Origin of the sequence: Bifidobacterium sp. W8110, assembly GCF_016101375.1 — a bacterium.
In the GTDB taxonomy this organism is placed as follows: domain Bacteria; phylum Actinomycetota; class Actinomycetes; order Actinomycetales; family Bifidobacteriaceae; genus Bombiscardovia; species Bombiscardovia asteroides.
In genome coordinates this window covers 398005-424660 of sequence record NZ_JACFQO010000002.1, presented here as the reverse complement: position 1 = coordinate 424660, position 26656 = coordinate 398005, and the positions used below count along the sequence as shown (strand labels likewise).

The window sequence follows — 26656 nt, the reverse complement described above, 5'->3', positions numbered from 1 at the left end:
CTATCGAACGATGACCGCCAGATCCCAGGGTCCAATGGTCATGGACTGGCCCTGATCCACATGCGCTTGAGGATCAGCCTGCCCGTCAGCCACCAGCAGATGCCCCCCGTAGGGCGTGTCCAGCCTGACCTCCTTGGATGAATAATTGAGCAGGTAAGCGACCCGCTCTCCCCGGGCGTTGATGCCCTCCCGCACGGTGACCAGGCCAGCCAGGTCCCGGGCAGGACCGCTCAAGCCAGCCGCATCCGCCGCATCCGAAAGCAGCATCCGCATGCCCTGGGCCGAGGGCAGGGTGCCGATCCACTCCGCGATCCCGTTGCCGTAATCATTACGGGTCACAGCCGCATATCGTCCCCAGACCGGATGGTCATAGGAGGCCAGGACCTGAGTGCCGGGGCGCGGATTCAGCAGCTCAATCAGCCCCTGGCAGGCCGGTCCGGCCTGGTCGGTCCCATGCAGGTCCAGGGTCAGATCCTTGCCGGGACGGGTGAACTGGTTGTAGTCGATGCCGAACACGTCGGTCAGCAGGTGCGGAGCCTTGTCATGCCAGACCTTGAGGTTCTCGTCCGCCACAAAGGAGCGCAGCGTGGCCACCAGGTGACCTCCCTGACGGACATAATCGGCCAGTGCCTTCAGCGTATCCTCATTGGTGCTGTACAAGGCGGGAACCACGACCATGGCATAGTGGCCCAGCCGGGACTGGTCGGCCTTGTCGCTGATGAAATCGCACTCGATGTTGAGCTCGAAGAGGGCATCGTAGACCCGTCTGACCACATCGTTGTAGGAGATCTGCCCCTGCTGACGGGGGAAGCCGGTCTCCAGGGAGAACCAGTCCAGTGCGGTCAGGGAGTCGTTGCCCACCATGATGGCTACCTTGTTGCGCTTTTGGAGGTTGATCAGACGCTCCCCCACATCCTTCTGCGCTATCTGCCTGCCGAACCGACCGGCCTCCTCATAGGTGGGGTTGGGTTCCATATCCTGCGAAAGCAGCCCCTTCCAGTAGGTCTCAAAAGAGTTGTGGATGGAATGCCAGTGCCAGTACATGACCCCGTCAGCCCCCGAGGCCAGATGGCTGTATGCCTGCAACCGCAACTGCCCTGGGTAGGGCAGCCAGCCGTTCTGCCCTTGGGCCTCGGTTTCCAGAACCAGGTAGTTGGCGCCACCCTTCAGACTGCGGGTCATGTCCCCGCCGAAGGCAATCTCCTTGCCGGTCAGGTTGTCCTCGGTGGGATGGTAGATGTCCACACCGGCCACGTCCAGGCATCCGGCCGCTTCGAAATGATCGACGGCTGGCTGAACACCATATGACCAGCCAGGACCCCAATCGAAATCGAAGTTGTGGGTGACGAACTGGTCCTCGCGGGCATATTCGCGCACAATGCCAGCCTGCCAGGCCAGGTAGCGGCTGACCTGGCTTCGACGGAAGCGGTCGAAAGCCGAACCCAGCGATGCATTGATGGTCCCGGTCAGATCGGGAAAGTCCTCCCAGGAGTCGATCTTGTTTGACCAGTAGTCCAGGCCAAAGGCCGCATTGAGACGGTCCAGATCATCGTCAAAGCGCCGCCGCAGATCCTTGACGAAGAGGCGCTGCATGTCAGGCGATACGCAGTCGTAGTACTTGGTCTCGTTGTCGACCTGGTAGCCGATCACCTGGGGGTTGTCGGCCACATGGCTTATCAGCCTACGTATGACGCGCTCGCCATAGTACCGGTAGGAAGGATTGACGATGTCCATGATCTGGCGGGCGCCATACCGGTTGTGGCCCTTGGGGGTGTCCGCCAGGACATCCGGATGCATGGCGACCAGCCAGGAGGGGACGGCATAGGTGGGGGTGCCCACGATGACCTGAATGCCGAAGCGTTCAGCAGCATCCAGCACACGGTCCACATGGCTGAAGTCGAATACGCCAGGCTGGGGCTCCAGAGTGCTCCAGGTGGATTCGGCGATACGAATGGTGTTGATGCCAGCGGACTTCATCATGGACATATCCTTGTCCACCCGCTCATAGGGCATGTATTCGTCGTAGTAGGCACAGCCGAAGATGAGCCTGTCCGGCAGGCGCGTGATACCCTGCGAAACCGAATGGTCCTTGGTTCGGACTGCATTGTCTGTCATGATGAACTCCAATCTCGATCTACAGGTCTACATTCATAGGACGAAGGTGTTGAAGGATCGCGGCTCCAAGGTTGCCTGGAAACCTTGGCTCCTTTCGCTATCCCCTCCCGGCCCGGAGAAGGAGAAGGGCATGGCGCGATCCAGGGCGTTCTGGACCACGACAACAACCGATCCATCCGGATTTTCGAAGGCTGTGGCCATGGAGCTGAAATGACCGCGAGTATCCAGCAGCCGAGCGCCCGGGCGTACATAGTGCGAGTAGTGGCGCATGACGTAGTACTCGGGATTCCGACTGACCCGGCCGGTGGTGGTGTCGATGGAGAAGAGGGAGTTCTGCCGCCAGCCCCAGGTGGATATGCCTTGGCCCAGGACCATGTTCCAGTAGGTGTAGCAGGTAGCTCCGGCCCGCAGATAACGGTTGACCAGCGAGAAGATATATTCGGCGTACTCCCAGGTGTTGCCGCCCATGCCGCATTCGGACTCGGTCTGCTCCAACTCAACCTCAGGCCAGGACTGATGGGTGCGCTCGATATCATGCTGGCCGGCCCACTGGTAACCGATGCCGGCAATGTACCTGCGGCAGTCCTCGTCGAAGAGGATGTTGTCCACGTACCGGTTGTAGTTCTCCAGGATCATGCCTTCGGGTCCGAATTTCATATCCTCGGGACCATTGAGAGTCCCCAGGAAGATGGCCGTATCCGGTGCCTCTTTGGCGAAGAGGGGCCCCAGATAATCACGGATGAAGATGCGCATGTCCTCGCTGGACCAGAGGCAGGAGGGGAACTTCTGGTCCGCGAAGACCTCGTTCTGCACATGCAGCTGGTCGATATGGATGCCACGACGGTCATACTCGCGCACATATTCCAGAAGGTAGCGGGCATATGCAGTGAGATTGCGCTCGCTCATGTCGATCCGTCCGAAATTGTAGACCTTGGGCCGTTTCATCCAGGTGGGCGGACTCCAGGGGCTGGCGAACAGTCCCATGTTCGGCTGATACTTCTGAGCCTGGCGGATATACGGAATCAGGGTCCGCTCGTCGTGATCGACGCTGAAATGCTCCAGGTCATAATCGCCGTCGGTCTCGTCGTAGCTGTACCAACTCGCGGCGAAGTCGTTGGCACCCACCGGGGTCCTGTTGAAGGTCAGATTCAGCTCGTCCGGGCTGAAGAGCTCACGGATGACCCCCTCACGTTTCTCCTCTCCCAGCTCCTGCAAGGGCAGCCACCCCAACTCATTGAAGCAGCCGCCAAACCCTCGCAGAGCCTGCAATTCGGCACCGGTGCATTCCAGATCGGTTGACGCCTCCATGTCGGAGACAGCCAAGTGCTGCTCCTGCATGGCCTGCCGCCGAGTGGTTGCAACCCAAATCGGTCCTGTATTCCTATTCATGGATCTTCTGCTCCTTTGCATAGTTTTCCTGTATGCCCGCATAGGCCGGAATCACTTGACGTTTCTGATCATCAGGATAAAGACGCATCCCAACAGTGCGAAAACGATAGCAGTCGGGAAGGCCGCCGCATAACCCCAGTTCAGCGTGATGAAGGACATGACCAGAGGACCGGCCATCTGCCCCAGCGTGGTGGCCAGGTTCAGGATGCCAAGATCCTTGCCGGCCTCCTCCTTGCTGGGCAGGACATCGACGTTGAGCGCCTGGTCGACGGACGAATAGACCCCGTAACCGAACCCGGCGATGCCGGCATACAGATACATGCCCATGACCGTGGGGCTGATCCAGGGCATGGCGATGCCGATGGCGAAGAGGACGGAGGCGACGACCACCGGCACCTTGCGCCGTCCGATCAGGTCGGAAACAGGCCCGGAGACCAACGAACCCAGCAGGGAAACCACCATGGTGATGACGGACATGACCGAAATGGTGGCGGCAGCCTGGGTTACGGTTTGACCCACATACTTTTCGATGATGTAGAGCTGATAAGCGGAGATCATCTGATAGCTCAGCAACATGCAGAGCCTTCCGGCGAAGGCCTTATAGAAGTCATGGGCCCCATGGAAGCGCGGTGGCTGGAAAGACTTGAGGACATCCATGAGGGTGCCCTCGTCCTTGGGCAGGTAAGCAGCCGAGCCTTCCTTGGGCATGATCAGAATGGCCACGATACCACCCAGGAACATGAGTACGCCCGCGAGAACAAAGCCGGTGAACATATGAGTCACCAGGGCCGCGCCAATCAGGGAGCCGATGGGCGAACCGATGGTAGAGCCTGCCCCATAGAAAGCGGACAGGGTTCCGCGCACACCGGATGGCACGCGGTCGGACAGGATGGCCACCATAGGGGCGATCATGCAGTTCAGACCGAACATGCAGAGGCAGTAGACGATGGTCAACAGAACCGGGTTGGTGGTCATGCCCGTCAGGAACAGGGTTACGCCACCCAGGACTGCACCGCCCAGGACCCATGGGGTTCGACGTCCGTACCGGGAGCGGCTGCGATCGGAAAAGTTGCCAAAGAGCAGGTTGGAGACCAACGAAGCCACAGCCGTACAGGCATTGACTATGCCCATCAGCGCCTCGGGCGCGATGCCCGGGACCTGCTTGAGGTGCTCGGGAAGCAGCACGATACTGACGATGCCCAGGCCTGACATCCACAGAATGCCGAAGGCCAGGAAGCTTGCCCCAAACCGAAACAGGGTCTTTTTTGGAACCGGTTTGCCCGTCTCGGGCGATAGGAGCGGATCCCGCTGGGCTGCAGCAAGGGCGGCCTTATGCGCCTGCAGAAGTTCAGAATCTTTTGATGCCGGGGTTGTTGAGTCGCTCATGGTGTCGACCTCTTTCAACTAGTCTTCTCTGACACATCCAATGTTTGGCAGCCAACCATATCTACCATCCATTAGATAATCATATATCTAGCAGTTATTCGATAGCTTTGTCAAATCATTGACTCGATGCAAATCAGCTAGTACCCAGTGCTTGTTTTCCCTGTACCAGTAAGAGACGAAACCTTATTGGGCCATACATCCGACGCTTTTATGAATTTGCCCCCATGTACCATGGGTATCAAAAGATCAGCAGCACCCAGGCGCTCAAAAATAGTGAGAAGGAGCCGCAAGACCAGACAATGGCGAGTCGAACCAGAAAATCACCAGAGGTGAGGCGGGCTGAAATCACAGAAGCCGCCGCCCACCTCATCAGCCAGCATGGGTACAACGGCATATCGCTCAAAGACGTCGCCGACATGGTGGGGATGTCCCAGCCGGGGGTCCTCCATTATGTCGGCAGCAAGGAAGGCCTGCTCTCCCTCCTGGTCACCGATATCTATGACGTCAATGGCACCCCGGAGGAATTCGTGCAGACAGGCCTGCCCGGGTCCGACCCCGATCATCCACATCTTCCTGCCTATTTTGACTATCTGGTCGCCCACAACGCGGGACAGCCTGAACTCACTCAGCTGTATACGGTCCTGGAAACCGAGGCCATCTCCACCAGCCACCCCCTGCACGATTACTTCATCCGCAGGCCTTCAGAAGTCTGGGAACACTATTCCAAATTCCCCTGGCTGCTTCCTGATGGCATAGAGTGGGCGACAGACATGCAGGGCAAGGTGAGAATGAGCCTGGAAGTCATGGACGGCATACAGATACGGTTGCTGCGTGAGCCGAGAATCGACTACGTCCGAGAGTGGGACCGGTTCAAGGCGCTGATCTTCCCCTCTCCGCTCTGGGATGGATATTGCTGATCAAATCAGGCACATCGACAGTTCAACATTCAAAACCACGCCCACCGGAGTTAAACCAGCAATCGGATGCCGGAAACCGCCTGCAGAGGAATCAAGGGAGTCAGCCCTCAATCAACCCGCCTAATCCATCCTGAAGGGCCGGGCATCATAAGGCGGCTGAAACCGGCGATCCTTCCAGAAGTATTCATAATCGTGCTCGTCGATGGGGCGGACGACCTTGCAGGGGTGGCCGTAGGCGACCACGTCGGAGGGGATGTCCTTGGTGACCAGGGAGCCTGCCCCGATGACCGCATTGTCGCCGATGGCCACTCCCGGCATGATGATGGCGCCTGCTCCGATCCATACATTCCTGCCGATGCTGACCGGAACTGTGAACTGGGGCGTTCCACAGGCACGTATATCGGGGCGAATGGCGTGCCCGGTGGTCACGATGGTGACATTGGGGCCGAACATGGTGTGGTCACCTATGTCAATGCGTCCATCGTCGACCAGAACCAGGTTGAAGTTGGCATAGCATTTGCTTCCCCAGTAGGTGTTGCAGGCCCAGTTGGCCCTCACCGGCCCCTCAATCCAGCTGCCTTGGCCGAATGAACCGAACATCCGCCTGCAGAGGTCCTGCTTTTTCTCCACCTGGCTGGGACGGCAGGCGTTGAATTCGAAGACCAGATCCTGCTGAGCGTCCTGGACCTGCTTCATTTCAGGCGTATCGGCAATGTAGATCTGGTCGGTGTCCAGCAGAGCCTTGATCTCTTCGCGGCTGGTCATGGGAAACCCCCTCTTTCCTTGATCCTCGTGGTTCAGCAATTCCGAGGCCGGCGCGTTGGCTCCGGACACCGGCCTCGGCCTGGCGGCTACAGGCTCTCCAGAACCTTCTCCTCGTCCTGGACGGGTGCTGCCTGCCCCGCATCCAGACCGGTCGATTCCGCTGCTTGGAATCCGGCGCCAATCTTACGGTCCTGGCCGGGCTTTTGCTGGTCGCCCGGCTTCTTGGCGGCGGCGATCATCAACTTGATCCTGTTGAGCTGGTTGGCCTCCGAGGCGCCGGGATCATAGTCGATCGAGACGATGTTGGCCTCGGGGTAGGTCCTGCGGATCTTGCCGAACATGCCACGTCCGGTTACATGGTTGGGCAGGCAGGCAAAGGGCTGTGCACACACGATGTTGGGAGCGCCGGACTGAATCAGTTCGATGATCTCGCCGGTCAGGAGCCAACCCTCTCCCGCCTGAACACCCAGGGAGGTGACCGATGCGGCCTTGTCCCTCAATTCGCTGATGTGGGCGGGAATGTCGAACTTTCCATGGGAGGCCTTGAAGCCGGCGATCATGGGGGCACGGTAGACATCCGCAGCCTTGAGGACGATCTTCTTGACACCCACCTGGCCGCCGGTGCCCAGCATCTCCTCGTTCCATTCGGCGTTGGAGATGCCGTTGACCATAAAGTCGCAGACACCGGGGAGCACGGCCTCGCAGCCCTGGCTCTCAATCAGGTCGACCACGTGGTTGTTGGCATCGGGATGGTACTTGACCAGGATCTCCCCGACTACGCCAACTCGCGGCTTGCGGGGAATATTGCGCAAAGGCAGCTGGTCGAAGGCCCGGATCATCCGCTTCATCAGGGTGCCATAGGGCAGATAGCCGTGGCCATAGACCTTCTTGGCGGTCTTGGAGTACCCGTGGTGCTCGATGGTCTCCTTGCAGATCGTGTCCCAGAGCTTGTAAAGCCTGTTGGCTGATCCAGGCTCCTGCTCGTAGGGACGGACCCTGAGCAGGCACTCGATCATGGCATCGCCCAGGTAGAAGGCCTTGACGGCGCGGTGCAGCAAGGCTGGGGTTACCTGAAGACCTGGGTTGGCCCGGAATCCCTGGACGCTCAGCGTAATGATCGGGACGTAGCCATAGCCTGCATCAGCCATGGCCTTGCGCAGAAGGCCATAGTAGTTGGTGGCTCTGCACATGCCGCCGGTCTGGGTGACGATGACCGCGCACTTGTGCGGGTCGAACCTGCCGGACAAGAAGGCGTTGACCAGCTGCCCCACCACGATGATGGCCGGGAAGCAGGCATCGTTGTTGACGTACTTGACCCCGGTGTTGATGTCTTCCGCCGTGGCATGCTTCAGGAGCTCGAAGTGATAGTCCGCGCTGGAGAAGACCGCCTCCAGGAGGGAGAAATGCACGGGGGACATCTGCGGCGCTACCACTGTAAATTTGTGCCCCATCTCCTTGGTGAAGCGATGCTCGGTGGCGTACTTGGACAGGGTCGGCTTGGCAGCGGCCCCGCTAGGCTGGTCATCCTTGCCCTGATTGTCGGCTTCCTGCCGCTTTTGCTGCGATGCCATGGTCTCCCGGATGGGCCTGATGCCCATGGGATGAAGGCCTATCAGACCCTGATCGCTCTTGTCGTGCAGAGCCACGAACCGGGCCAGAGCCACAATGTCGGCCTTGCGCTGGGATAGTTTGATCTTCTGCGCGTTGGTGGACCGGAATCCTTCCGATTTCGGCTTGTCAGACGCATCTGCATCCACTGCTTCAATATGGCTGGCAAGGTCTAGCGAATCCTGAGAGTCGGATGAATCCTGCGCTTGTACCTGCACCTTGACGGGGGCTTCCTTCTGATCTTCGCTGCCCTCCTGGGCCAGATCCCGCTGGTGGCGTTCGTCCATGGCGGCCTTCAGCGAGCGCAGACGAATCTTGGCTGCACCCAGGTTGGAGACCTCGTCGATCTTCAACTGTGTGTAGACATCGCCCTTGTCGGCCAGAATCTCCTGAACCTGGTCGGTGGTGATGGCATCCACGCCGCATCCGAAACTGACCAGCTGGACCAGCTGCAGGTCGGGATACTCGGAGACGAACCTGGCGGCGGAATAGAGCCTGGAGTGGTAGGCCCACTGGTCGGTCACCCTCAGAGGCATCTTCTGATGGTCGTCGCCGAAGCCCGGCACAGTCTTGCGGAACTTGGCGGCCGTGGGGTTGTTGGAGGCCAGGGCACGCTCCCCCGCTGCCGGAATGATGTAGTCGCTCAGCTTGGGCAGCTTATGCACGTCCAGCTCGCAGATCGAATCCTCGGAGAGCACAGCCATGCCCAGGGAGCAGATGGTCTCGGGAATGCCGTGGTTGACCTCGGGATCCACATGGTAGGGTCGTCCGGACAGAACCACGCCCTTGACTCCGTACTCCTGCATGTAGGCCAGGGCACGAAGCCCCTCCTGGCGGACATCCTCCTTGAACCGGGCATCCTCACGGTAGGCCTCCTGGACGGCCGTCCGGGCCTCATCCTCGCTCACATTGGCCCAGTCGAAGACCTTGACGATCCGCTCGACCATCTTCTCCTTGTTGGAGAGGTTGAAGTAGGGCCGCATGAAGCGGACGCCGTTCTCCTTGAGCTCGGCCATGTTGGCCTCGATCACCACCGGGTAGTTGGCCACGATGGGGCAGTTGTAATGGTTGTCCGTATCGGGAACCAGCTCCTGCTCATAGGTGACGCAGGGGTAGAAGATGGTCTTGATGCCCTTGTCGACCAGGGAGTGGATGTGACCGTGAACCAGCTTGGCCGGGTAGCAGATGTTCTCGGAGGCGATGGATTCCATACCACTTTCGAAGAGCTCATGGTTGGAACGCCCGGAGATCATGACCCGGAAGCCCAGAGAGGTCAGGAGGGTGAACCAGAAGGGGTAGTCCTCATACATGTTGAGCACACGTGGAATGCCGATATCGCCCCTGGTGGCCTTGTCCGGGGTCAGACGGCGGTAGGCGAAAGCCCGCTTGTACTTGAAATCGTAGAGGTTTGGCCTGTCGGAGCGCTGCCGGTTCTTGTCTCCACCACGCTCGCAGCGGTTCCCGGTCACATAGCGGCCGCCGTCCTCGAATTCGGTGATGGTCAGCTTGCAGTGGTTCTGGCAGAGCTTGCAGACATCGTGGGTGGTGGTCATGGAGAGGTTGTCCAGATCATCCCCTGCCAGGATGGAGCTGACCACATGGCCATCTTCCACCCTCAGATCGGGCAGAGTCGTCTTGAACTCCTGGTCATTCTTGGAGGCAATCTTGTTGACGGCGGCCGGTGACAACTTTGGCTTGGTGGAAGCCGGGACCGAATTGGGGGTGGTGGGCGTGCCGCCCACGGACTTCGCCCCGTCGACCACGTTCAGTGAAGGGTGGGCCATGTTGGAGTTGGCTGCAGTAAGATCCTCGACCTCTTCATTCTGCGGGCAGTGCATGCGGGCCGTCAGCGCGGCGCCGTAGGCTCCCATGAGCCCGGCGATGTTGGGCCTGGTCACCTTGCGACCGGTCAGGAGTTCAAAGGCCCGCAGAACGGCATCGTTGAGGAAGGTGCCTCCCTGGACCACGACCACCGGCCCCAGGGCATTGGCATCACGCAGCTTGATGACCTTGTAGAGGGTGTTCCTGACCACCGAATAGCAGAGCCCGGCGGCGATGTCCTCGGGGGAGGCGCCCTCCTTCTGAGCCTGCTTGACCGAGGAGTTCATGAAGACCGTGCAACGGGAGCCCAGATCGGTCGGGGCCTCGGAGGCCAACGCCTGCCTGGTGAACTCCTGGATGCTGATGCCCATGGACTGGGCGAAGGTCTGCAGGAAGGACCCACAGCCTGCCGAGCAGGCCTCGTTGACGCAGATTGAATCGATGACCCCGTCGTTGACGGCGATGTACTTCATATCCTGCCCGCCGATGTCGATGACCGAGGTGACCCCGGGGCTGATCTCCTCGGCGGCCCGGTAATGGGCCATGGTCTCGACCACACCCTCGTCAACATGCAAGCCTGCCTTGACCAGACCCTCACCATAGCCGGTAGCGCAGGCACGGGCGATGTAGGCGCCCTCGGGCAGGGACTTCCTGACTTCCTTGACGATGTTGGCGGCGGCGATCAGAGGGCTGTCCTTATGCACCCCGTAGGTGGACCAGACGATGGTCTTGTCGTCGTTGACCAGCACGGCCTTGATGGTGGTGCTGCCCGCATCGATGCCCAGGAAGTGCGGCCCCTTGGCCCCGGACAGGTCTCCGGTGGGGATGATCTGAGCCCCATGACGGTCATTGAACTCCTTGCGCTCCTCCTCGTTCAGGAAAAGCGGACGGATGGTTCTGGCCGTCGAGGGCATGTTCTCCAGGCCCTTCAGGGCGGAGAGGACGCCCTCCAAGGAAGTCAGATCAAAGTGCATGTCTTGATCTTGGCGGGCATCCTTGGCGGTTTCCGTTGCGGGAACCTTTTTCTCGCCGTCGACCAATGTGGTTGTGCGGCCATCCTGCATGGCATCCTGCAGAGCCATCTTGTCCAGGTTCGAAGCCTTCTCGGACCGCGCCCGGTCGACCTCCTCCTGGTCCAGTCCCCAAGCCGGGCCGAAGGGATCGTTGACATCAGACTCAGGCGAGTAGTCGGTCTTGACCTGCGCAGCACTGTCCTGATCGTCCTGGTTGTGGCGGCCAGCCATGATGGCGGCGCCATAGGCCACATAAAGGTGCGCGTTCTCAGGGATGATGTAGCGACTGACTCTGTCCTGAAGGATCCGCTTAAAAGCCTCCCTGAGCTCGCTCATGAAGAAGAGGGGCCCGCCCAAGAAGATCACGTTGCCGCGGATGGGGCGTCCGCAGGCCAGACCGGAAATGGTCTGTGTGGCAACGGCGTTGAAGATGGATGCAGCCAGATCCTCCTTGGCGGCTCCGTCGTTGATCAGAGGCTGGAGGTCGGATTTGGCGAAGACCCCGCAACGTGAAGCGATGGGATAAATGGTCTTGTACTTGGAAGCCATATCGTTCAGGCCTGAAGCATCGGTGTTGAGCAGGGTCGCCATCTGATCGATGAAGGCTCCGGTTCCGCCAGCGCAGGATCCATTCATCCGCTGCTCCGGAGTGGGCTTCAGATAGGTGATCTTGGCATCCTCGCCGCCCAGCTCGATGATCACATCCCCCTCGGGATAGGTGGCGTTGATGGCCTCGGTCTCGGCAATGACCTCCTGAGCGAACTCAGCCTGAAGCTGGCTGGCCAGTTCCAGCCCACCCGAGCCGGTGATCACCAGGCTGATGGGATTGCCGGCCAGACCGACCCTGGACAGTGAAAGCTTGATGTCGGTGACCAGTTCCGCCACGCACTGACGCACATTGGCGTGATGGCGGCGATAGTCGCTGAAAAGCGCCTGATCCAGCCTGTCCCCTGTGCCAAGAACCACGGCCTTGACTGTGGTGGAACCGATGTCCAAACCCACACGCAGGAGATCCCGCGGTCCTGTGCCCTTAAATCGACCCGCTATGTCGACGCCATCAGACATGAAACAACCTCAATCCGTGAGACCGCCGCATGATGGGTTCGAAAAGCAGACACCACATCATATCCGGCTTACTCTATTTATGCTACCGCCGGAACGTAAACAAATTCTGCGATATCAGGGAATCAAGACTGTCTCCTTTGACACAGCCGCCGGCAAAACCGCCTCTGTTGCAGGCAAGCCGCAGACCAGGGCAAGTGCATCAAGGCCTTGGTTGCAACCCTTGTCCTCCGCACTTTCATCTCAGTACCAACCTCCTCGCTGGCGGGAGAAAGGCCGCTGTGCCCTCGGCGAAATCGGATCAGGAGCAGCCGGCAGAGGGCCTGTAGGGAATTTGCAGAGCATATGGAATTGTCCCCGTATTGAGAGACCCTGAAAGGACATTTCCTTCGCTGACCAACCCGAATACCATCCTGTGCAGGTTACGTCGTATGAGTTGGTCGGGCTGGCGGAACCGATGGTCAGGAGGCATCAGGTGCGAGCATACATGGGTTCGAACATGCAGGGGTCGATGGGCGCACCGGCTGGCTCAGCCTCGTCCGGACTGGCCCCCAAACCCTTGGACCAGCTGCCCCGACTTGCACGGGATACCACCGAGGAAGACCCCTGGCCGGTCAGCGTGCTCAGCCAGAAGTACCACGACGCGGTGGCCCGCTGGCCGGGAGCCTGGGTGGAGGGTCAGATAGTGGAGATCAACACCCGCAGGACCGGTTCAGCATATTTGACCCTGCGCGACAACTTCGAGGACATCTCCATCAACGTCATGGGATTCCGGGCCTTCGCCACCCAGGCCAGGGAATTCCGCCAGGGCGACCGGGTGGTGGTACACGGGCGGCCCGACCTGTGGATCAAACAGACCCGTCTGAGCTTCATGGCCGACCGGATCAAGCGTGTGGGCACCGGCGACCTCAAGGAGCAGATCGACCAGCTCAGGCGCAAGCTCAAGGGCGAGGGCCTCTTTGATGCGGAAAACAAGGTTCCCCTGCCCGAATTCCCCCGGCGCATCGGCCTGATCTGCGCGCCCAAGGCCAGAGCCGAAGGGGATGTAATCACCAACGCTCGTCTGCGCTGGCCCACCATCGAATTCTCCGTTGTACATGCACACGTCCAGGGACCTCAATGCCCGCCCGAGGTGGTCGAGGCCATCCAGAAGCTGGATGCCGATCCTGCTGTTGATGTGATCATCGTGGCCAGGGGCGGCGGCAGCTTCGAGGATCTGCTTGGATTCTCTGACGAGTCCGTGGTCCGGGCCACGGCGGCCTGTGTCACCCCCATTGTTTCGGCCATCGGCCACGAAGACGACTGGACCCTGATTGATCTGGCGGCGGATCTGCGCGCCTCCACTCCTACCGACGCAGCCAAGCGGGTGGTGCCCGACCTGGTCGAGCAGGAGGGAATCATCCAGGAGGCCCGGATGCGTATAAACGCGCGTATCGAAAATATGGTCGAAGGCGAGACACGTTTGATTGAGGGATATGCCAACCGCCCCAGCCTGACCAAGCCGCAGACCATGCTGGACAAGCCCCAGCGGCTGGTCGACGAGTCTCTGGTCCGCCTGGACATCGCCCTTCGGCGGATTGTGGACGACGCCTCCCTGACCGTGGAAAAGCTCCAATCCTCACTTACCGCCCTCTCTCCCCAGTCCACGCTGGACCGCGGATATGCGGTCGTGCAGGCCTTGGACGGGAAGGTGGTCGTCAGCCCCCAGCAGGTTCGGGTCGATCAGAATCTGACCCTGACTGTCAAAGAGGGCCGGATCGAGACCAAGGTCGTCAGCGGGCAGTGACCAATCCCACGTGGTCAGCCACATATAATCATTCGCGATGATCATCTGCGTCATCTGCAATTTGATAACGCGCCGAATAAGAATCAGACAAAAAGAGGAGCAGGAATGAGCGACACCAATGAGGAGCAGACCAAGGAACAGCCAGTACTGGCTTCGGCCCTAAGCCAGAAGGAACGCGAGACCATCGCCAAACTGCCTTATGAGCAAGCCCGCGATCAGCTGATCCAGGCGGTTCAGGCGCTGGAGGCCGGCGGGCTGGATCTGGATGCGTCCATGCGGCAGTGGGAGATTGGCGAGGCTTTGGCCAAGCGCGCCCAGGAACTCCTCGGTCAGGTGAGGGCCAAGCTCGATGCCGCCCAGCAGGAGCAGGCCAGCGCCGGGGCCCAGGCCGGAACACAATCCAACTTGGATGCCTGAAGTCCCCTACCCCACCATCACCGTGGCCAGCAGGGCCGCATGATCCGACCCCGAGATAGGTATGGTCTGCAGCCGGTTGGCCCTGATGTCACGGTCCACCACAACATGATCGATGGCCACCAACCTGGGTAATGGGGCTCGGTTTGCCGGCCAGGTCATGCTCATGCCGTGCCCGGCCTGACGGGCCCCATCGCTGAATCGCTCCCCCAGCATGTCTCGAAAAACGGCATGATCATAGGTGGCATTGAAGTCGCCCATCAGCACGTATCGAGTGTGCTCGTGTTTCCGCAGCTTCCCCAGGTCGGACACGCTGCGTCGCCATGCATTCCAACTGCCCGGTTGTGGCGAGGTGGTATGGACCGAGACGAATCTGACGCTGGTCTGGCCCCTGCCGAAGTCGATGCTGGCCGCCGGCATCATGGAGGAGCGAGAACCCACGTCGTCCCTTGAAGGCGACTGCATCGGCGCGGCCGTCCAAAGACCGTTGCCGTATTCCTTCGAAGATGTGGAAAGCTGCTCGTGTGGCAGGTAGCGGTCGATGCCTGCCTTGTGCAGACGGTCCACAAAATCATTGCTGACCTCCTGCAGAGCCAGCACCTCCACCCGGTTGTCGCTGACAGTCTTGACTACCTGATCGGCATCGGCCTGACCCTTGTAGACGTTCAGCGTCATGACCCGGGCCACATCGTCGTACCGGTCGGGATGCTCGAGGGCCATGAGCTGATCAGCCTGCCCGTTGAGCTCGGATCCTTCCTGATAGAAGGGATACTGCCAGTAGACATTCAAAGCCAGGGCGGCGATAAGCACCAAAGCTGTGAACCATCGTGAAGCCATCAGGGCCAGGATCAGGGCCAGCAGACCCAAGAGGATGAACCAGGGCGTCAGAGCGGCCAAATCCGGCAGGTATGGTATCGACGAGAGCCAAGCCGGGCAGGCACGCACCGCCAAGGCCAGCAAGCTGATCAACGCCAGCAGTCTGGCCGTCCACCCAAAGACATGCTTCACCAGGAAGGACTGTCTGAATTTCGCCATGGTCTCCTCCAGCAAATCATCGCCGACCCGGTCCCCTTCCGAGGAATGCACAATCAGCTCGGCCGTTGAGCAATTGTAAACCATGACCGTATAGCGAGCCGGTATAGGAGGCTGACTTCCCCAAGAAGAGCACGGTACCAAGGCCTTCCCTCGGTCTGCACACCAGCGACCTGTCCAAGTCTCACTTCGTGGTACAGTAGTTTCCGTTGCCCCGGTAGCTCAGGGGATAGAGCACTTCTCTCCTAAAGAAGGTGTCGTGCGTTCGAATCGCATCCGGGGCACCCTGTATTTGCCAACGAAGTTGATATTCGAGATAATAAAAAGTTGCATATTCGCGCATGACTTACGAGTCTGCACAAATCTGCAGTTGAAAAACCTGTTTTGGACACTGTCCAACTCGATCACTGTTGATAAGCCTCATCAGAAAGGAGCACCTTGCCTCAAGGTTTGCACCAGAACGAGGATGTAGAGGATAATCTCCTCAACTGGAATGACAGGGCAGTTGTGCATGCCAATGGTGGCTATGGAGACCTGGACGCTTTTGCGGATGACCCATCGGCTCTGTCGCCCGTGACTGTGCGCGATCTGGAGGTTTTGAAGCCTCATCTGCCCGAGCACAGCGTTAAAGGGTTACGCCTTTTACATCTGCAATGCCATATAGGCTCTGATACCATCTCGTGGTGGCGCTTGGGAGCACGAGACGTATATGGCCTGGATTTCTCTCCCACCTCGCTGGATTATGCCAGGAAGCTATCCGAACGGGCCGGAGCAACGATAACCTATGTTCAAAGCGACGCCCGTTGCGCTGCCGATGCCATGCCCGAGCAGAAAGGCTCGTTCGATGTCATCGTCACCAGCTGCGGAACCATCACCTGGCTTCCCGATCTGAAGGGCTGGGCTCGTTCAATCGCCTCCCTGCTAGCAGACGGCGGAATATTCATGATCCGCGACAACCATCCCCTGATTTTCGCTTTGAACAACGAGGGCTTGTCGATAGTTCAAGATTATTTTGGCGGGACAGAAACAACTTATGAGACGGATCAAAGCTACACGTCAGCAACCGACTCGCTCGAAGATGGTACAACACCCAGAATTACGCACACCACCAATCACAATTGGGCTCACGACTTCCAGGAAATAAGCAGTGCCCTGTTGGGTGCGGGACTGACTGTAGAGGCCATCGGCGAGCATAATGTGGATGACTGGCAGTCACTGCCGATGCTTGAGTACAGTCCTGATCTCAAAGGCTGGATTATGCCCCGAAATCAGCCTCAGATCCCCCTGACCTTCTCGATGGTAGCCAGAAAGAAAGCCTGACCGGGTAAGTTCGAGCGTGGTCTGGCTTAGCCCGGCTGCCCGTCCAGCGGATTTGCTGCTGTTCTTATTCCGCCGCAGCATATGGTTACACAACGAAACTAACAGCAGGATTTCAAACCCAATTGCGATAGCGAATTATCGTTCACCTTCGATTCCGCCAATGTCAGGGGACGGATCGATGGAAGACGGCTTTGTGAATGTGTAAAGCGCGCATCGTAGAGATAAATTTATTCAGATACGCCTCTGGAGCTGACAGCCGGATCAATACCTGTCAGTCACCCGCCCTGCTTGAGTCTGCGATACTTCATGGGTGTCATTCCCGTGTGCTTCTTGAAAGAGGCACACAGCGAAGATTCGGATGTGAAACCGCACTGCTGACAAATCTGTCGTATGGGCATCCCTGTGTTTACCAGCAAATACTGCACAGCATGGATACGGGAATCCACCAGATAAGCATGGGGCGTGATGCCGGTTTCCTGCTTAAACAAACGAATAAAGTGATACTCGCTGAGAAAGACCCGCTTGGCCAGCTCGGAGACGGTGAGCGGCTCGTACAAGTGGGAGGACACATAAGCGATCGTGTCTTCAACCACCTCCTCCTGCTTTCGCTTGAAGGAGCGCGGCTGCTCATCGGCAAACTCGGTGAGCAGGTCGGTGATGTATTTGGACATCCTAGCTTCCGAATAGCCGTTTTCCGCCGTCATCCAGGAGGTAATGGTCCGCATCCGCTCCAAGGCGTAGGTCTCGGAGGAGAGCATGAAGACATTGCCCAGCTTCCTGATGATGTAGTCGTAGTAGGGCCGGGCCATAACGCCGTCGAAATGGAGCCATTGGACGGTCGTCGGGACATCGGTACCGTAGGCATGGCGTGCGTAGCAGTTGACCAACGCAAACCGGCCCTCCTCAGCCACGAACGAACCTTCAGGCAGATTCAGCGTCAGTCTGCCGCTATCGATATGAATAATCAGATAGCTGTCAAAGGATCGTCGCTCCAGCCTATAGCCGGGTTCATAGGAGAATTTGCCCACCCGCAGCGGATAGAAAAATGTTGTTCGCGCAATAGCCGAAGGGGTGTGAATCAAAAAGTCAGAAGTATTGGCATCGATGCCGTGCTCGGCAGGCTTCGCCACGATGCACCCTCCTTTCCGCACAAACCACTTCCCCCACGAATCACGACGGCCGCTCCTGACGACCTCCAAACGAACTCAGGACCATTAAGAAAGCAAACGGCAGCTCCGACCTTGCACATGAAACCACGAGATAAGGCATAAATCAGTTATAGGCATCGTCCTTGCCGATACAGCAATGCGTTACCGCATACTCAAACAATACAAGGCAACGTCAGCATTTCTATTACTTTATAGAATCAGTGTACGTTGAAGCCCTGCTGCTCACCATATTCTTCAGGTGCTTCTGCCAGGCATCCACACCCTGCTTCGGACTGTCTTCTTGTCGGTTTAGGCAGAACCGACATCGTCGGCAAATACGGTCCGAGCGTAGACTTCGAAGGGTAGCTTGGCCTGACCTGGGATCACATCGTTTGCCGCCTTGCACCGGCCTGATGACGGCCGCTGAATTACCGATCATTTCGATGATAGCTCTAAATACAGCGTGGCTTGTAAAAGCCTGCTGATGCTCAAATAAGGAGCAATAATCATCGAGACTCAAAACTGAAGACGAATTGAACTTGACCTCGGTCCACAAAAGATCCTGTCCGATAGAATTTCGCAAATACGAGGAAGAAACGCAGAGCCTCAGGAGACTGCATCGACGACCTATATACGCAGGCTTGTCCAGACTTGGGAGAGCATTCATTAGGTAGCTAACAATCTAACCGGGGAGAGCCTTTGAGCGAAGACTATGGCAAGCGGATCAAACGGGCAGCCAACCTCATGTCACGATCCATGGATGCCTATGCGGCCCAGTACGGGCTGACCGGCACTCAAATGTCCATCATCGACTTCCTTGGAGAGTCCCAGGACCACACCCAGCGGGACATTGAGATGGAATTCGACATTCGCCCGTCCACAACGACAAAAATTTTGCAGCGAATGGAGGCCGGTGGACTGGTCGCCGCCAAACGCGACCCCAGGGACGGCCGCCAACGCATCATTGCCCCGACCACCAAGGCCCGTGGCCTGCAGACAGCGGTTCGGTCCTACATAGACGACCAACAAACAGCCATGGAGCGCCGGTTCGATCAGCATGATCTGGCTACCTTTGACCGCGTCTTGGCCTATTTCATCGCCTCGAATTCCGATGATTCCTCCCAGTCCGGAAAGGAATCTCGCTCATGAGCGCAACCCAAGCCACGCAAGCACAAAGCACAGCAATCCCCCACAAGGTCATCGGCGCGGTGGTAGCCACTGGCATCATGTCCTTCTGCGGCGTGATTGTGGAGACGGCCATGTACATCACATTTCCGGCCCTCATGAGCCATTTCGGTATCGGGACCTCCAGCGTGCAATGGATGACCACCCTCTACCTGCTGGTCGTCGCCTCCATCACCCCGCTCTCAGCGGCCCTCAAACGCCGATTCCGCAGCCGGACCCTCTTTCTGTGCGCCAACCTGCTCTTCCTGGCAGGCCTGGTCATCGACGCGCTGGCTCCGGTCTTCCCCCTCCTGCTGCTGGGCAGGGCCATACAGGGTCTGGGCACCAGCATCGCCCTCCCCCTGATGTTCAACATCATCCTTCAGGAGGTTCCGACAAAGCGCATCGGCACCATGATGGGCGTGGGCACCCTGATCACGGCCATCGGACCAGCCGTCGGCCCGACCTTCGGCGGGCTGATAGCGACCACCATCGGATGGCGTTTTGTCTTCATCATCCTGATCCCCGTATTGCTGATCTCACTGGTGACCGGCCTGGCATGCATACCCTCGGTTCCGGTGGCGGCAGATGGTAACCAGGCCGGACTGGAGCCACTTGACATATTCCTTATGGTCCTGGGCTTTGCCGGTCTGATCTTCGGCATCAGCAACGCCTCGGCAGGATGGCTCTCCTGGAGATTCGGCGGTGCCCTGGTCCTGGGGCTTATCGCCCTGGCAGCGTTCACCCTTCGCGCCCGGCATCAGACCCAACCAATCATCGACGTGCGCTTGTTCACGGACATCCGCTTCTCCCTGCATGTCGGCGCTTATATCCTCTTTGAGATCAGCGCCCTGGCCCTCTCTTTCATCCTGCCCAACCACCTGCAGCTGGTTGATGGCTGCACCTCGCTGCAGGCCGGACTAGTGGTGCTGCCGGGCGCGGCAATCGGAGCTGTTCTGGCCCCGCTCTCCGGCAGGCTCTACGATCAGCTTGGCCCACGAATTCCCCTCATCAGCGGCAGCTGTGTCGCCCTGATCGGTCTTCTGGGATTTGCCCTGACGGCCCGCCGGCTGACAGCCTTGACCATCCTGATTGTCTATATTTTCTTCATGCTGGGCATCGGGCTGAGTTTCGGCAACATCATGACCAACGGCCTGCACCGGTTGAGCCAGGAGCAACAGGCCGACGGCAACGCCATCTTCAACACCGTCCAGCAGTTCGCCGCAGCCATCGGCAGCAGCCTGGCGACCACCATCGTCGCAGCAGGTCAGACTGCAGTCGCAGACAGACGGCTGGGCACCATCAACGGCTCACGGCATGCCCTGACCCTGTTATTGATTGTCGGCGCCCTGGAGGTTCTGCTGATCCTGGCCGCCCTGCACCGTTCTCAGAAAACGCAGCGCGCTTGAGAGACGGCGACCTTCAGTCCACGTCCAGGAAAACCCTTATCTCGTTTTCGCCACGGTTGGACCAAACGAAATAACAAAATGAGGAATCAAAGTGGCCGTGGTTGGCAGGTGACGAACAGGTTGCCATTGGCGGTAAAACGGAGCAGCATCAGCCAACTCTGCAGACTCTCGCCAGGCAGGCACCCCGCAGTCTGACCATGCTGCGGCTGACTGCGGAGGCGCCCAGATCATGGATCGGCCTGTCGAAGGCAATGGAGGCATTATTGGCGACTCGAACACTTCCATCTCCGCCGCCAGCATCGAACACACCACTGAGGGCGCCGACGACAACAGGGACATCATCCGAGGCCCGCTCAACACCAGGAATGAGCTGCGCGAACACGATCCGACCGGCTACGACCTGCGGCGGACATCCATCCGTATACTGACCTACCTCTGGAACACCAACCCGGTCAACCTTGACTACAGCGGGCATATGAACCAGCTGGCCTAAACGCGAAAATCAATAAGACAGGAGGTAAGAATTACATGTATGCATTGACTATCGTCAACATGCTGATCAACTATCGTCGGTCACACCTGTATCTGACCAATATAAAAATCAACAAGTTGGTTTACTTCGCACAGGTTGAATGCCTCCGAACACATGGGCATAGGCTGTTCGATGGACCTATGCAAACATGGGAGTACGGTCCCGCGGAACCGAGCGTTTATACAGCATTCAAAAAGTATGGTTCAGATCGAATCACTGCTCCAGCCATATCAGAGTACTACCATCAGGCCAATTCCTTAGCGGACTTCCAAGACACAAAGGATGTGGTTCAAAAGGTTGCCGATTTATACGGATCATTGTCAGCTTTCGAACTTGTGGACTATTCACATCGCAACGGTTCAGCTTGGAAAGCGGTGTATGAGCCCCGCAAGAACAACGAAATCACTGAAAAAGCCATACTCAGCTCTCACGATGGCATCGGTTATCCTGGTTTGCGGAGGACCTTGGCCGGTGGTGTTCATGCAGTGGATGAGCGATTCCACAATGCGCTGAAACTGTTGAAGGACTCATGAAGAATGAGAAGTTGGTTGCAAAGAACAAACCAGCAGAATATTTGATTTGCACAAGCTGGAAATACTGCAAACTGGAGTTTTGGTAAAACTGATATTCGGGGCAAACAGAAACAACACCTAGTAGTTGAGAGCAAATTGCTGATTCCGGTTTACATAGTCTTCTGCATTTGCTTTCTTCTGCATTTGCTTTGGCATCAGCCCTGCTGTGCGATATGAATTCACTGACATTTTCAATCAGGTAAGCAGGTTGGCAGAAATGTTGGCAAAAGACCATATTTTCGGTTATGGTAACAAAAGAACTGCCATGCGAGCTTCACTTTCTTTTTCTCTTCAAAATGGGTATCGAATTGTATGTCAACGATTCGGACAAGCCGATGCGCAATGGCATGTATTGCTGGATACGAGAAATGGCCAGAGGGCAGAAGACATTCACTGAGCTTGCCGCACAACTTAGGAATGCAGGCAGACTCATATTAATTTTTCTAGCCGCTGCTTCTGTATTGGTAAATGGCCAGTAAGACAACGTTGTGACAATGACACACCTTCAAAGACTTCCCCAAAGCAGAGCACAATTCCTGTTGTGTTTTCAGGCCTACCGAGGTTAGAGACCGCGCTCGTGATGCTAAGAGCAACGACCAACCAGGTAAATATGGCCAGCATTCGACCACTGCAGATACCGATCGGCAAATATTTGTATATCTTAAATAAAGAGCTAAACTTGCTTGAACTAATAACCGCTCTTCTGGGTTATTAAACTTAAATCTAATCAACAGCGTCGTGAACTCTCCCCCCACCTACCTAAGGAGAACTGATGAAGAAGACAAAGGCTTTTGGACAGACGGACTTTGATCCGGCAGAGGCGCATCAGCGGGATCACCAGGGACACATGGGACGGCTCACGGCATTGTCGGTCCCGTTCCGTAGCGAGGCAAGAACGGCTGGGGATATCTGGAAGAAACAGATAATTGCCCTCGTAGCAGTATTGATGAGTGTGGCCCTGTTCTCGGGCTGCCAGGGATCGAACCGTTCAGAGCCGTCCGTGGAACAGGTCTCCAATTATCTTTCATCTTTGACCAAATACGACGTTTCTGGTGACGGCACCGTCAAAACCATCTCTGCGAACAAATCGGGAACCCTGTATGTACTTGCAAAACGGGCCGACCTTAAGCAGACAGAGGCCGCGCAGTGCAAGGTGAATGGACAAGCCATGCAGCACTCTTCTTCAAACTTGAATTATCCAGCAGGCGACGGGCAGAACTTCTTCCCCTTTGCGAAAATCGACATTAAGCAGGGCAATCCGCACAAGCTCACATGCGACCAGCCCAATAGTGTCAAATTGATCGCATTGCTCGATCCCCACGTTCGAAGCTTGCCAAAGCAGGCTGCATAATTCCGGTTATGGCCTTTCCACACTCAAACGGCGAGTCAATTCCGGCATTAATCGCTCGACTCCTATCAGTAAGTGCCTCCATAAGTAACGAATCGTCTTTCGTCCGGTCTTTTCTGATTCATAGGCCGATCGGTTGGCTTTAACCAGGCTTTTCCGGATTGCAACTTTTAGTAGAAAGCAGACAGAACCTGAAGAACCAATCAAATGTAAAGAATCCTTACCTACAACATTTTGCACCTAAGCCGGGCCACATCGCATTCTCCGGCCAATGCAGTAAAGAATGGTTGAAATCCTACTGCGAAAAACACGCTGGCGACTCAGCATCTACGTGGCCAGGCGGCCACGGCCACCGCCCTGCACGCCCAGCCGGAGCCCGGGCGCAGGAGCCTTCCGTCCCAGCGTCCGATCTTTTCTGGTGTCATCATTGATGTTTCCCTTCTCGTACTATGAAAGGGACGGCCTCATAGCCGCCCACGAGTAACGTCAGCAGGGTAGGAGACCTACCAAGCAACCGGTCCCGCTGGCAAATTCTTCAATTTTCTAATCAGTCAACCGATGCCACAAGATCCATCTGGATTGCAGCCATGCATTGTATTATCCGGACGATTTAGCCAGTCATTCCAATCAAAGCCTCCACCTTGCACAGCTGCTGGAGCGGGTGCGGATTCGCCTCCACTGCCGCCTTTGTTGGCGGAAGCGGATCCAGTCCAGCCGCCGGTCAAGGTGGCGGAGGAGGCGGATCCGCCCCATCTACTCAAAACAGCGGCGGATTCAATCTTCAGGACTACCCCAACCTGTGGAACCAGATGCAGCAAGGCCATGAGGGTCCAGCCATCGACAACCAGGGGAACTGCGTCGCCGATTGTTATGGATGGACAGGTTCTAATTAGGCTTTTACGGAACCAGCGAGGGTCCGTTAATGCAACGGAGTCGCTGTACTCAGACCCTCAACCATGGCCTGAACATAGCCATTTATAAAACGACTCCGGTCTTGATTCTGAAGCCGGAGTCAAAAAATCCCAAGTACTGCTATGAATTGACCAGCATCTGACTCGGTCTTGGCAGATGGCTAAATCAAATACTTTCACACGTATCAGCGATAAGTGCCCAAATAACCCTCTGAGGCCCATCAACACCACCTGGGCAGACCACTCTTCAGTACTGTTATTTTAAAATTACTTATTAATCTCCATCCGTTTATCTCACTCACTCATCACTTCTACGCTCACGACGGTGTAACTCCTGTGCTGACTTCAGTCAGAATCGTATGACCTCACTAGCCTGCCGAATCGATTCTTCAGAGCTTTCAAATCCCCCATGTCCGTTCGGGACTCCAGCAGGGCGCCCTGACTCTGAGACATTCGTATGTAAGTCAAGACGAAACCGGGATTTACAAGGCATTCGTCCTCGTAGCTGCACCTACGGGAGCAATCTGGACCACGTCTTGTGTTTGAAGACCTTGATAAAGACTGGTCCAATTTGGTCAATAGCCGTTCTGAGGTGTATGACATCTATGACATCAGTGTCATAACGTTTCTGTAGTGATTTGTAAGGAATCAGTACTTCATTGCTCCTTGGTTAGGTTTCACATGAAAAACCAGGTTTGTTATTTTTATCATCATGTCGTCCTATCTTCTCGTCCAATCCCCGACTCAACCGCAGCAACCTTAACCCGACGTGTGCTTGGTGCACTTTAAAGAGAAGAAGATGCACATGTTGTTATCCCCCAGTGATCACCGCACAACTTCCTGCTTCTCTATTGTCGTCGTCGGCTGCTTGTTCATCGCCGTTGTTGCCGACGATCATCAAAGGAGCCGTTAGGTCATAACCCTCCTGGCATCTTGTTTCGGCAAGACCACCTTCATGAATCAGGACCTTACATTCATTCGTTGATACTTAGAGTCATTAAAAGTGGTAACGGTCTGAAAAAAATGTCGATGTTGCTTTAATCCTCTCCAACAGGAAAGCAGTTGTATCTTCAGGCCTCCTGGCCATCCCCCAAAATGACACCAATCCGGCATGCAGGCTTTCATGATCGTTCTTTCATTGTTCCCTCTAAAAACCCGGATCCTCCATCAACCAGCTCAAGGGCGGGGGCTGCCTGTGATGTGTTATTCCAAGACTGATGCCAAATCTGTCATCTGTTGAATGCCGGCAACACAAAATGCCGTCCTTAGCGTTTGATCCAACATACTAGGTGAGGTTCAATGATTATAAAAATAGGGGGAAGCAACAACAACGAAGCAGAATCCAAGCACCAATTCACATGAGACAATTCCATCAGGTTCAGTCAAATAAACCGCATCTAGACTGTCGATCAGATAAAAAGCAATCCAACAATCAGAAATCGCCGTGTATAGGCATCTGCTTCGACTCCCCATAACAGAAACGGCGCAGTTCAAACAAAGCAGGTTACTCATACTGTATTTTCAATTCAAATGGCTTGGACTTTAGCCAATTACTTGGCATAAACAGAGATGCGTTCACCGACGTGTCTGCCCGACTCGGCTTCATCCACCACAGCCATTGCATAATCGGCATAGCTGATGAAACTCTCCCCCTCAGCATTCGCAGTCAGTTCTTCACCTGCCAACCCGTATGAACCGGTGCGTTTTCCATCGGCCTGGAAATCAGCGGCAGGGCTGATGTAGGTCCACTTGACATCGGAACGGTTGCGTAGGCCTTCAAGCGCCTTGCTATGGGCGGCCGAGACCGGCTTGTAGTCATCCGAAAAATCAGGAGTATCTTTAAGCGCCAAGGTGTGCTCCTTATTAACAAACAAGCTACCGGCACCCCCTACCACAATCAATCTGATATCGGTTCCTGACAATATGCCGGCAAGATGCTTGGCTGCATCCGGAATGACATGCAGAGTCTCCGATGTCCATGTGCCGACGGCATCCACAATTACATCGAAGCCAGCCAGATCCGTCGTGGTCAAATCAAATAGGTCCTTAACGATGGCGTGTGGAGCTGCCGACTTGTTTTCACCTCGCACCACAGCGGTTACTTCATCTCCGCGCGACAAGGCTTCCTTGACGACAAGTCGGCCTTCTTTACCGTTTGCCGCCACTACTGCAATCTTCATAATGATTCCCTCCATATTCGTTACGGACTAATTCTGTTTTCTGCTGTCATGATGTACCTTATGGTCATACAGAACAAAAAAGAAGTAGGCATTAATATGTTCTATAGTTACTCCTTGGGAACTTTTGCTGATTTCCCTGCATTCTTCAGATTGGAGCTTAGATGGAGCGCGAGTTACCGACGTGTCCCGTGGAGACTACTTTGCTGATGATCTCCGATAAGTGGAAGGCACTGATCCTGCGCGATTTGTTGAACGGAACCATGCGATTTGGCGAACTGCGCCGTTCCGTTGGCAATGTCTCGCAGAAGGTACTGACCTCGAACCTGCGCCAAATGGAGCGTGATGGCCTTGTGCACCGCAAAGTATATGCGGAGGTACCTCCTCGGGTGGAATATTCCTTGACAGAAACAGGCAAGAGCCTGAGACCGGTCATCAACGCTATGCGAGATTGGGGCGTTAGTTATCAGGCAAGCCACGGCAATCAAGAGCATCCTGCCTCTTGAGTCGCAATAGTTCAAACCATCAATTCAAAAAAAAGCAGCTCGCAAACGGCTGACCGGCAAAGCACTCCTGACCACCAACACGAACAGCATCCGAGGTAACGCCAAAGTAGCTCATAGTCTGCAGACAGATCGTCAAAGAACTGCTTCACCTTTGCCGCTACTGGAGCTCACTCTCGATAGCATCAGCTGGGCAACCATGCTCCAGCCCAATTAGCTTTATACATACAAGGACAACCGGCCATGTATGGGCAGCATCAGAAT

At 56.6% G+C, this 26656-nt stretch carries 18 protein-coding genes and 1 tRNA gene; 11 read left to right on the top strand and 8 right to left on the bottom strand.

The window, feature by feature from the left end; genetic code table 11:
• Genes H3T88_RS04775 through H3T88_RS04765 form a run of 3 tightly spaced genes read right to left on the bottom strand, consistent with a single transcriptional unit; the run spans position 1 to position 4890 of the window.
• A complete protein-coding gene (locus H3T88_RS04775; RefSeq protein WP_269748968.1) occupies positions 1-2115 on the bottom strand; it encodes a beta-galactosidase in 2115 nt (704 codons plus the stop codon).
• 33 nt (positions 2116-2148) lie between these two features.
• A complete protein-coding gene (locus tag H3T88_RS04770) occupies positions 2149-3504 on the bottom strand; it encodes a glycoside hydrolase family 30 protein (protein WP_415873727.1) in 1356 nt (451 codons plus the stop codon).
• 51 nt (positions 3505-3555) lie between these two features.
• The gene (locus H3T88_RS04765) at positions 3556-4890 is read right to left on the bottom strand and encodes an MFS transporter (protein ID WP_198203743.1); all 1335 of its coding nucleotides are present in this window, start codon (positions 4888-4890) and stop codon (positions 3556-3558) included.
• A 299-nt stretch (positions 4891-5189) separates the two neighbouring features.
• Here H3T88_RS04765 and H3T88_RS04760 point away from each other — a divergent pair, with 299 nt between their 5' ends.
• Positions 5190-5807 (top strand): TetR/AcrR family transcriptional regulator, encoded by a 618-nt coding sequence (locus H3T88_RS04760; RefSeq protein WP_198203742.1) that lies wholly within the window; start codon positions 5190-5192, stop codon positions 5805-5807.
• A 120-nt stretch (positions 5808-5927) separates the two neighbouring features.
• Here H3T88_RS04760 and H3T88_RS04755 read toward each other — a convergent pair whose 3' ends face one another.
• Positions 5928-6572 (bottom strand): sugar O-acetyltransferase, encoded by a 645-nt coding sequence (locus H3T88_RS04755; RefSeq protein WP_198203741.1) that lies wholly within the window; start codon positions 6570-6572, stop codon positions 5928-5930.
• A gap of 86 nt (positions 6573-6658) precedes the next feature.
• Positions 6659-12079 carry an acyl-CoA dehydratase activase-related protein gene (locus H3T88_RS04750; protein ID WP_198203740.1) on the bottom strand — a complete coding sequence of 1807 codons (5421 nt, stop codon included), beginning with the start codon at positions 12077-12079 and terminating at the stop codon, positions 6659-6661.
• A gap of 508 nt (positions 12080-12587) precedes the next feature.
• Here H3T88_RS04750 and xseA point away from each other — a divergent pair.
• Both xseA and H3T88_RS04740 read left to right on the top strand, forming a co-directional pair.
• Complete coding sequence (gene xseA, locus H3T88_RS04745; RefSeq protein WP_198203915.1) at positions 12588-13862, top strand: exodeoxyribonuclease VII large subunit; 1275 nt, start codon at positions 12588-12590, stop codon at positions 13860-13862.
• Between the two features lie 105 nt (positions 13863-13967).
• Complete coding sequence (locus H3T88_RS04740; RefSeq protein ID WP_198203739.1) at positions 13968-14279, top strand: exodeoxyribonuclease VII small subunit; 312 nt, start codon at positions 13968-13970, stop codon at positions 14277-14279.
• A 6-nt stretch (positions 14280-14285) separates the two neighbouring features.
• Here the strand turns inward: H3T88_RS04740 and H3T88_RS04735 are convergent, their stop codons facing one another.
• Positions 14286-15311 carry an endonuclease/exonuclease/phosphatase family protein gene (locus H3T88_RS04735; RefSeq protein WP_232347142.1) on the bottom strand — a complete coding sequence of 342 codons (1026 nt, stop codon included), beginning with the start codon at positions 15309-15311 and terminating at the stop codon, positions 14286-14288.
• Between the two features lie 208 nt (positions 15312-15519).
• Here H3T88_RS04735 and H3T88_RS04730 point away from each other — a divergent pair.
• Both H3T88_RS04730 and H3T88_RS04725 read left to right on the top strand, forming a co-directional pair.
• Positions 15520-15592: transfer RNA gene (locus H3T88_RS04730), tRNA-Arg, on the top strand.
• A gap of 154 nt (positions 15593-15746) precedes the next feature.
• Positions 15747-16628 (top strand): class I SAM-dependent methyltransferase, encoded by an 882-nt coding sequence (locus tag H3T88_RS04725; RefSeq protein WP_198203737.1) that lies wholly within the window; start codon positions 15747-15749, stop codon positions 16626-16628.
• Between the two features lie 275 nt (positions 16629-16903).
• Here the strand turns inward: H3T88_RS04725 and H3T88_RS04720 are convergent, their stop codons facing one another.
• Positions 16904-17758: a helix-turn-helix domain-containing protein gene (locus tag H3T88_RS04720; protein ID WP_198203736.1), complete on the bottom strand. Its 855-nt coding sequence runs from the start codon at positions 17756-17758 to the stop codon at positions 16904-16906.
• A gap of 717 nt (positions 17759-18475) precedes the next feature.
• On the opposite strand from H3T88_RS04720, the gene H3T88_RS04715 reads away from it, so the two are divergent.
• The 5 genes from H3T88_RS04715 to H3T88_RS04695 all read left to right on the top strand — a co-directional run bounded on the left by H3T88_RS04715 (position 18476) and on the right by H3T88_RS04695 (position 22804).
• Positions 18476-18925, top strand: coding sequence for a MarR family winged helix-turn-helix transcriptional regulator (locus H3T88_RS04715; RefSeq protein WP_198203735.1), 450 nt, complete (start codon positions 18476-18478; stop codon positions 18923-18925).
• On the top strand, positions 18922-20349 hold the full coding sequence (locus tag H3T88_RS04710; protein ID WP_198203734.1) for an MFS transporter: 1428 nt from the start codon (positions 18922-18924) through the stop codon (positions 20347-20349). Before H3T88_RS04715 ends, H3T88_RS04710 begins: the two co-directional genes overlap by 4 nt.
• A 229-nt stretch (positions 20350-20578) precedes the next feature.
• Positions 20579-20842, top strand: a complete 264-nt coding sequence (locus tag H3T88_RS04705) for a hypothetical protein (protein ID WP_198203733.1) — start codon at positions 20579-20581, stop codon at positions 20840-20842.
• 35 nt (positions 20843-20877) lie between these two features.
• Positions 20878-21414: a Panacea domain-containing protein gene (locus H3T88_RS04700; protein ID WP_198203732.1), complete on the top strand. Its 537-nt coding sequence runs from the start codon at positions 20878-20880 to the stop codon at positions 21412-21414.
• Positions 21415-22225: 811 nt separating this feature from the next.
• Positions 22226-22804 (top strand): hypothetical protein, encoded by a 579-nt coding sequence (locus H3T88_RS04695; RefSeq protein ID WP_198203731.1) that lies wholly within the window; start codon positions 22226-22228, stop codon positions 22802-22804.
• 2458 nt (positions 22805-25262) lie between these two features.
• Here H3T88_RS04695 and H3T88_RS04690 read toward each other — a convergent pair.
• Positions 25263-25892, bottom strand: a complete 630-nt coding sequence (locus tag H3T88_RS04690; protein WP_198203730.1) for an NAD(P)-dependent oxidoreductase — start codon at positions 25890-25892, stop codon at positions 25263-25265.
• A 161-nt stretch (positions 25893-26053) separates the two neighbouring features.
• Here H3T88_RS04690 and H3T88_RS04685 point away from each other — a divergent pair, with 161 nt between their 5' ends.
• Entirely contained in the window at positions 26054-26395 is a 342-nt protein-coding gene (locus tag H3T88_RS04685; RefSeq protein WP_198203729.1) for a winged helix-turn-helix transcriptional regulator, read from the top strand.
• Positions 26396-26656: the final 261 nt, after the last annotated feature.

Excerpts from the sequence above, each read along its gene's own strand:
- H3T88_RS04695 (WP_198203731.1), top strand. The coding sequence starts at position 22,226 with ATGAAGAAGACAAAGGCTTTTGGACAGACGGACTTTGATCCGGCAGAG.
- H3T88_RS04705 (WP_198203733.1), top strand. The coding sequence starts at position 20,579 with ATGGATCGGCCTGTCGAAGGCAATGGAGGCATTATTGGCGACTCGAAC.
- H3T88_RS04760 (WP_198203742.1), top strand. The coding sequence starts at position 5,190 with ATGGCGAGTCGAACCAGAAAATCACCAGAGGTGAGGCGGGCTGAAATC.
- H3T88_RS04690 (WP_198203730.1), bottom strand. The coding sequence starts at position 25,892 with ATGAAGATTGCAGTAGTGGCGGCAAACGGTAAAGAAGGCCGACTTGTC.
- H3T88_RS04735 (WP_232347142.1), bottom strand. The coding sequence starts at position 15,311 with ATGGCGAAATTCAGACAGTCCTTCCTGGTGAAGCATGTCTTTGGGTGG.
- H3T88_RS04740 (WP_198203739.1), top strand. The coding sequence starts at position 13,968 with ATGAGCGACACCAATGAGGAGCAGACCAAGGAACAGCCAGTACTGGCT.
- xseA (WP_198203915.1), top strand. The coding sequence starts at position 12,588 with ATGGGCGCACCGGCTGGCTCAGCCTCGTCCGGACTGGCCCCCAAACCC.
- H3T88_RS04685 (WP_198203729.1), top strand. The coding sequence starts at position 26,054 with ATGGAGCGCGAGTTACCGACGTGTCCCGTGGAGACTACTTTGCTGATG.
- H3T88_RS04775 (WP_269748968.1), bottom strand. The coding sequence starts at position 2,115 with ATGACAGACAATGCAGTCCGAACCAAGGACCATTCGGTTTCGCAGGGT.
- H3T88_RS04710 (WP_198203734.1), top strand. The coding sequence starts at position 18,922 with ATGAGCGCAACCCAAGCCACGCAAGCACAAAGCACAGCAATCCCCCAC.
- H3T88_RS04770 (WP_415873727.1), bottom strand. The coding sequence starts at position 3,504 with ATGAATAGGAATACAGGACCGATTTGGGTTGCAACCACTCGGCGGCAG.
- H3T88_RS04750 (WP_198203740.1), bottom strand. The coding sequence starts at position 12,079 with ATGTCTGATGGCGTCGACATAGCGGGTCGATTTAAGGGCACAGGACCG.
- H3T88_RS04755 (WP_198203741.1), bottom strand. The coding sequence starts at position 6,572 with ATGACCAGCCGCGAAGAGATCAAGGCTCTGCTGGACACCGACCAGATC.
- H3T88_RS04700 (WP_198203732.1), top strand. The coding sequence starts at position 20,878 with ATGTATGCATTGACTATCGTCAACATGCTGATCAACTATCGTCGGTCA.
- H3T88_RS04765 (WP_198203743.1), bottom strand. The coding sequence starts at position 4,890 with ATGAGCGACTCAACAACCCCGGCATCAAAAGATTCTGAACTTCTGCAG.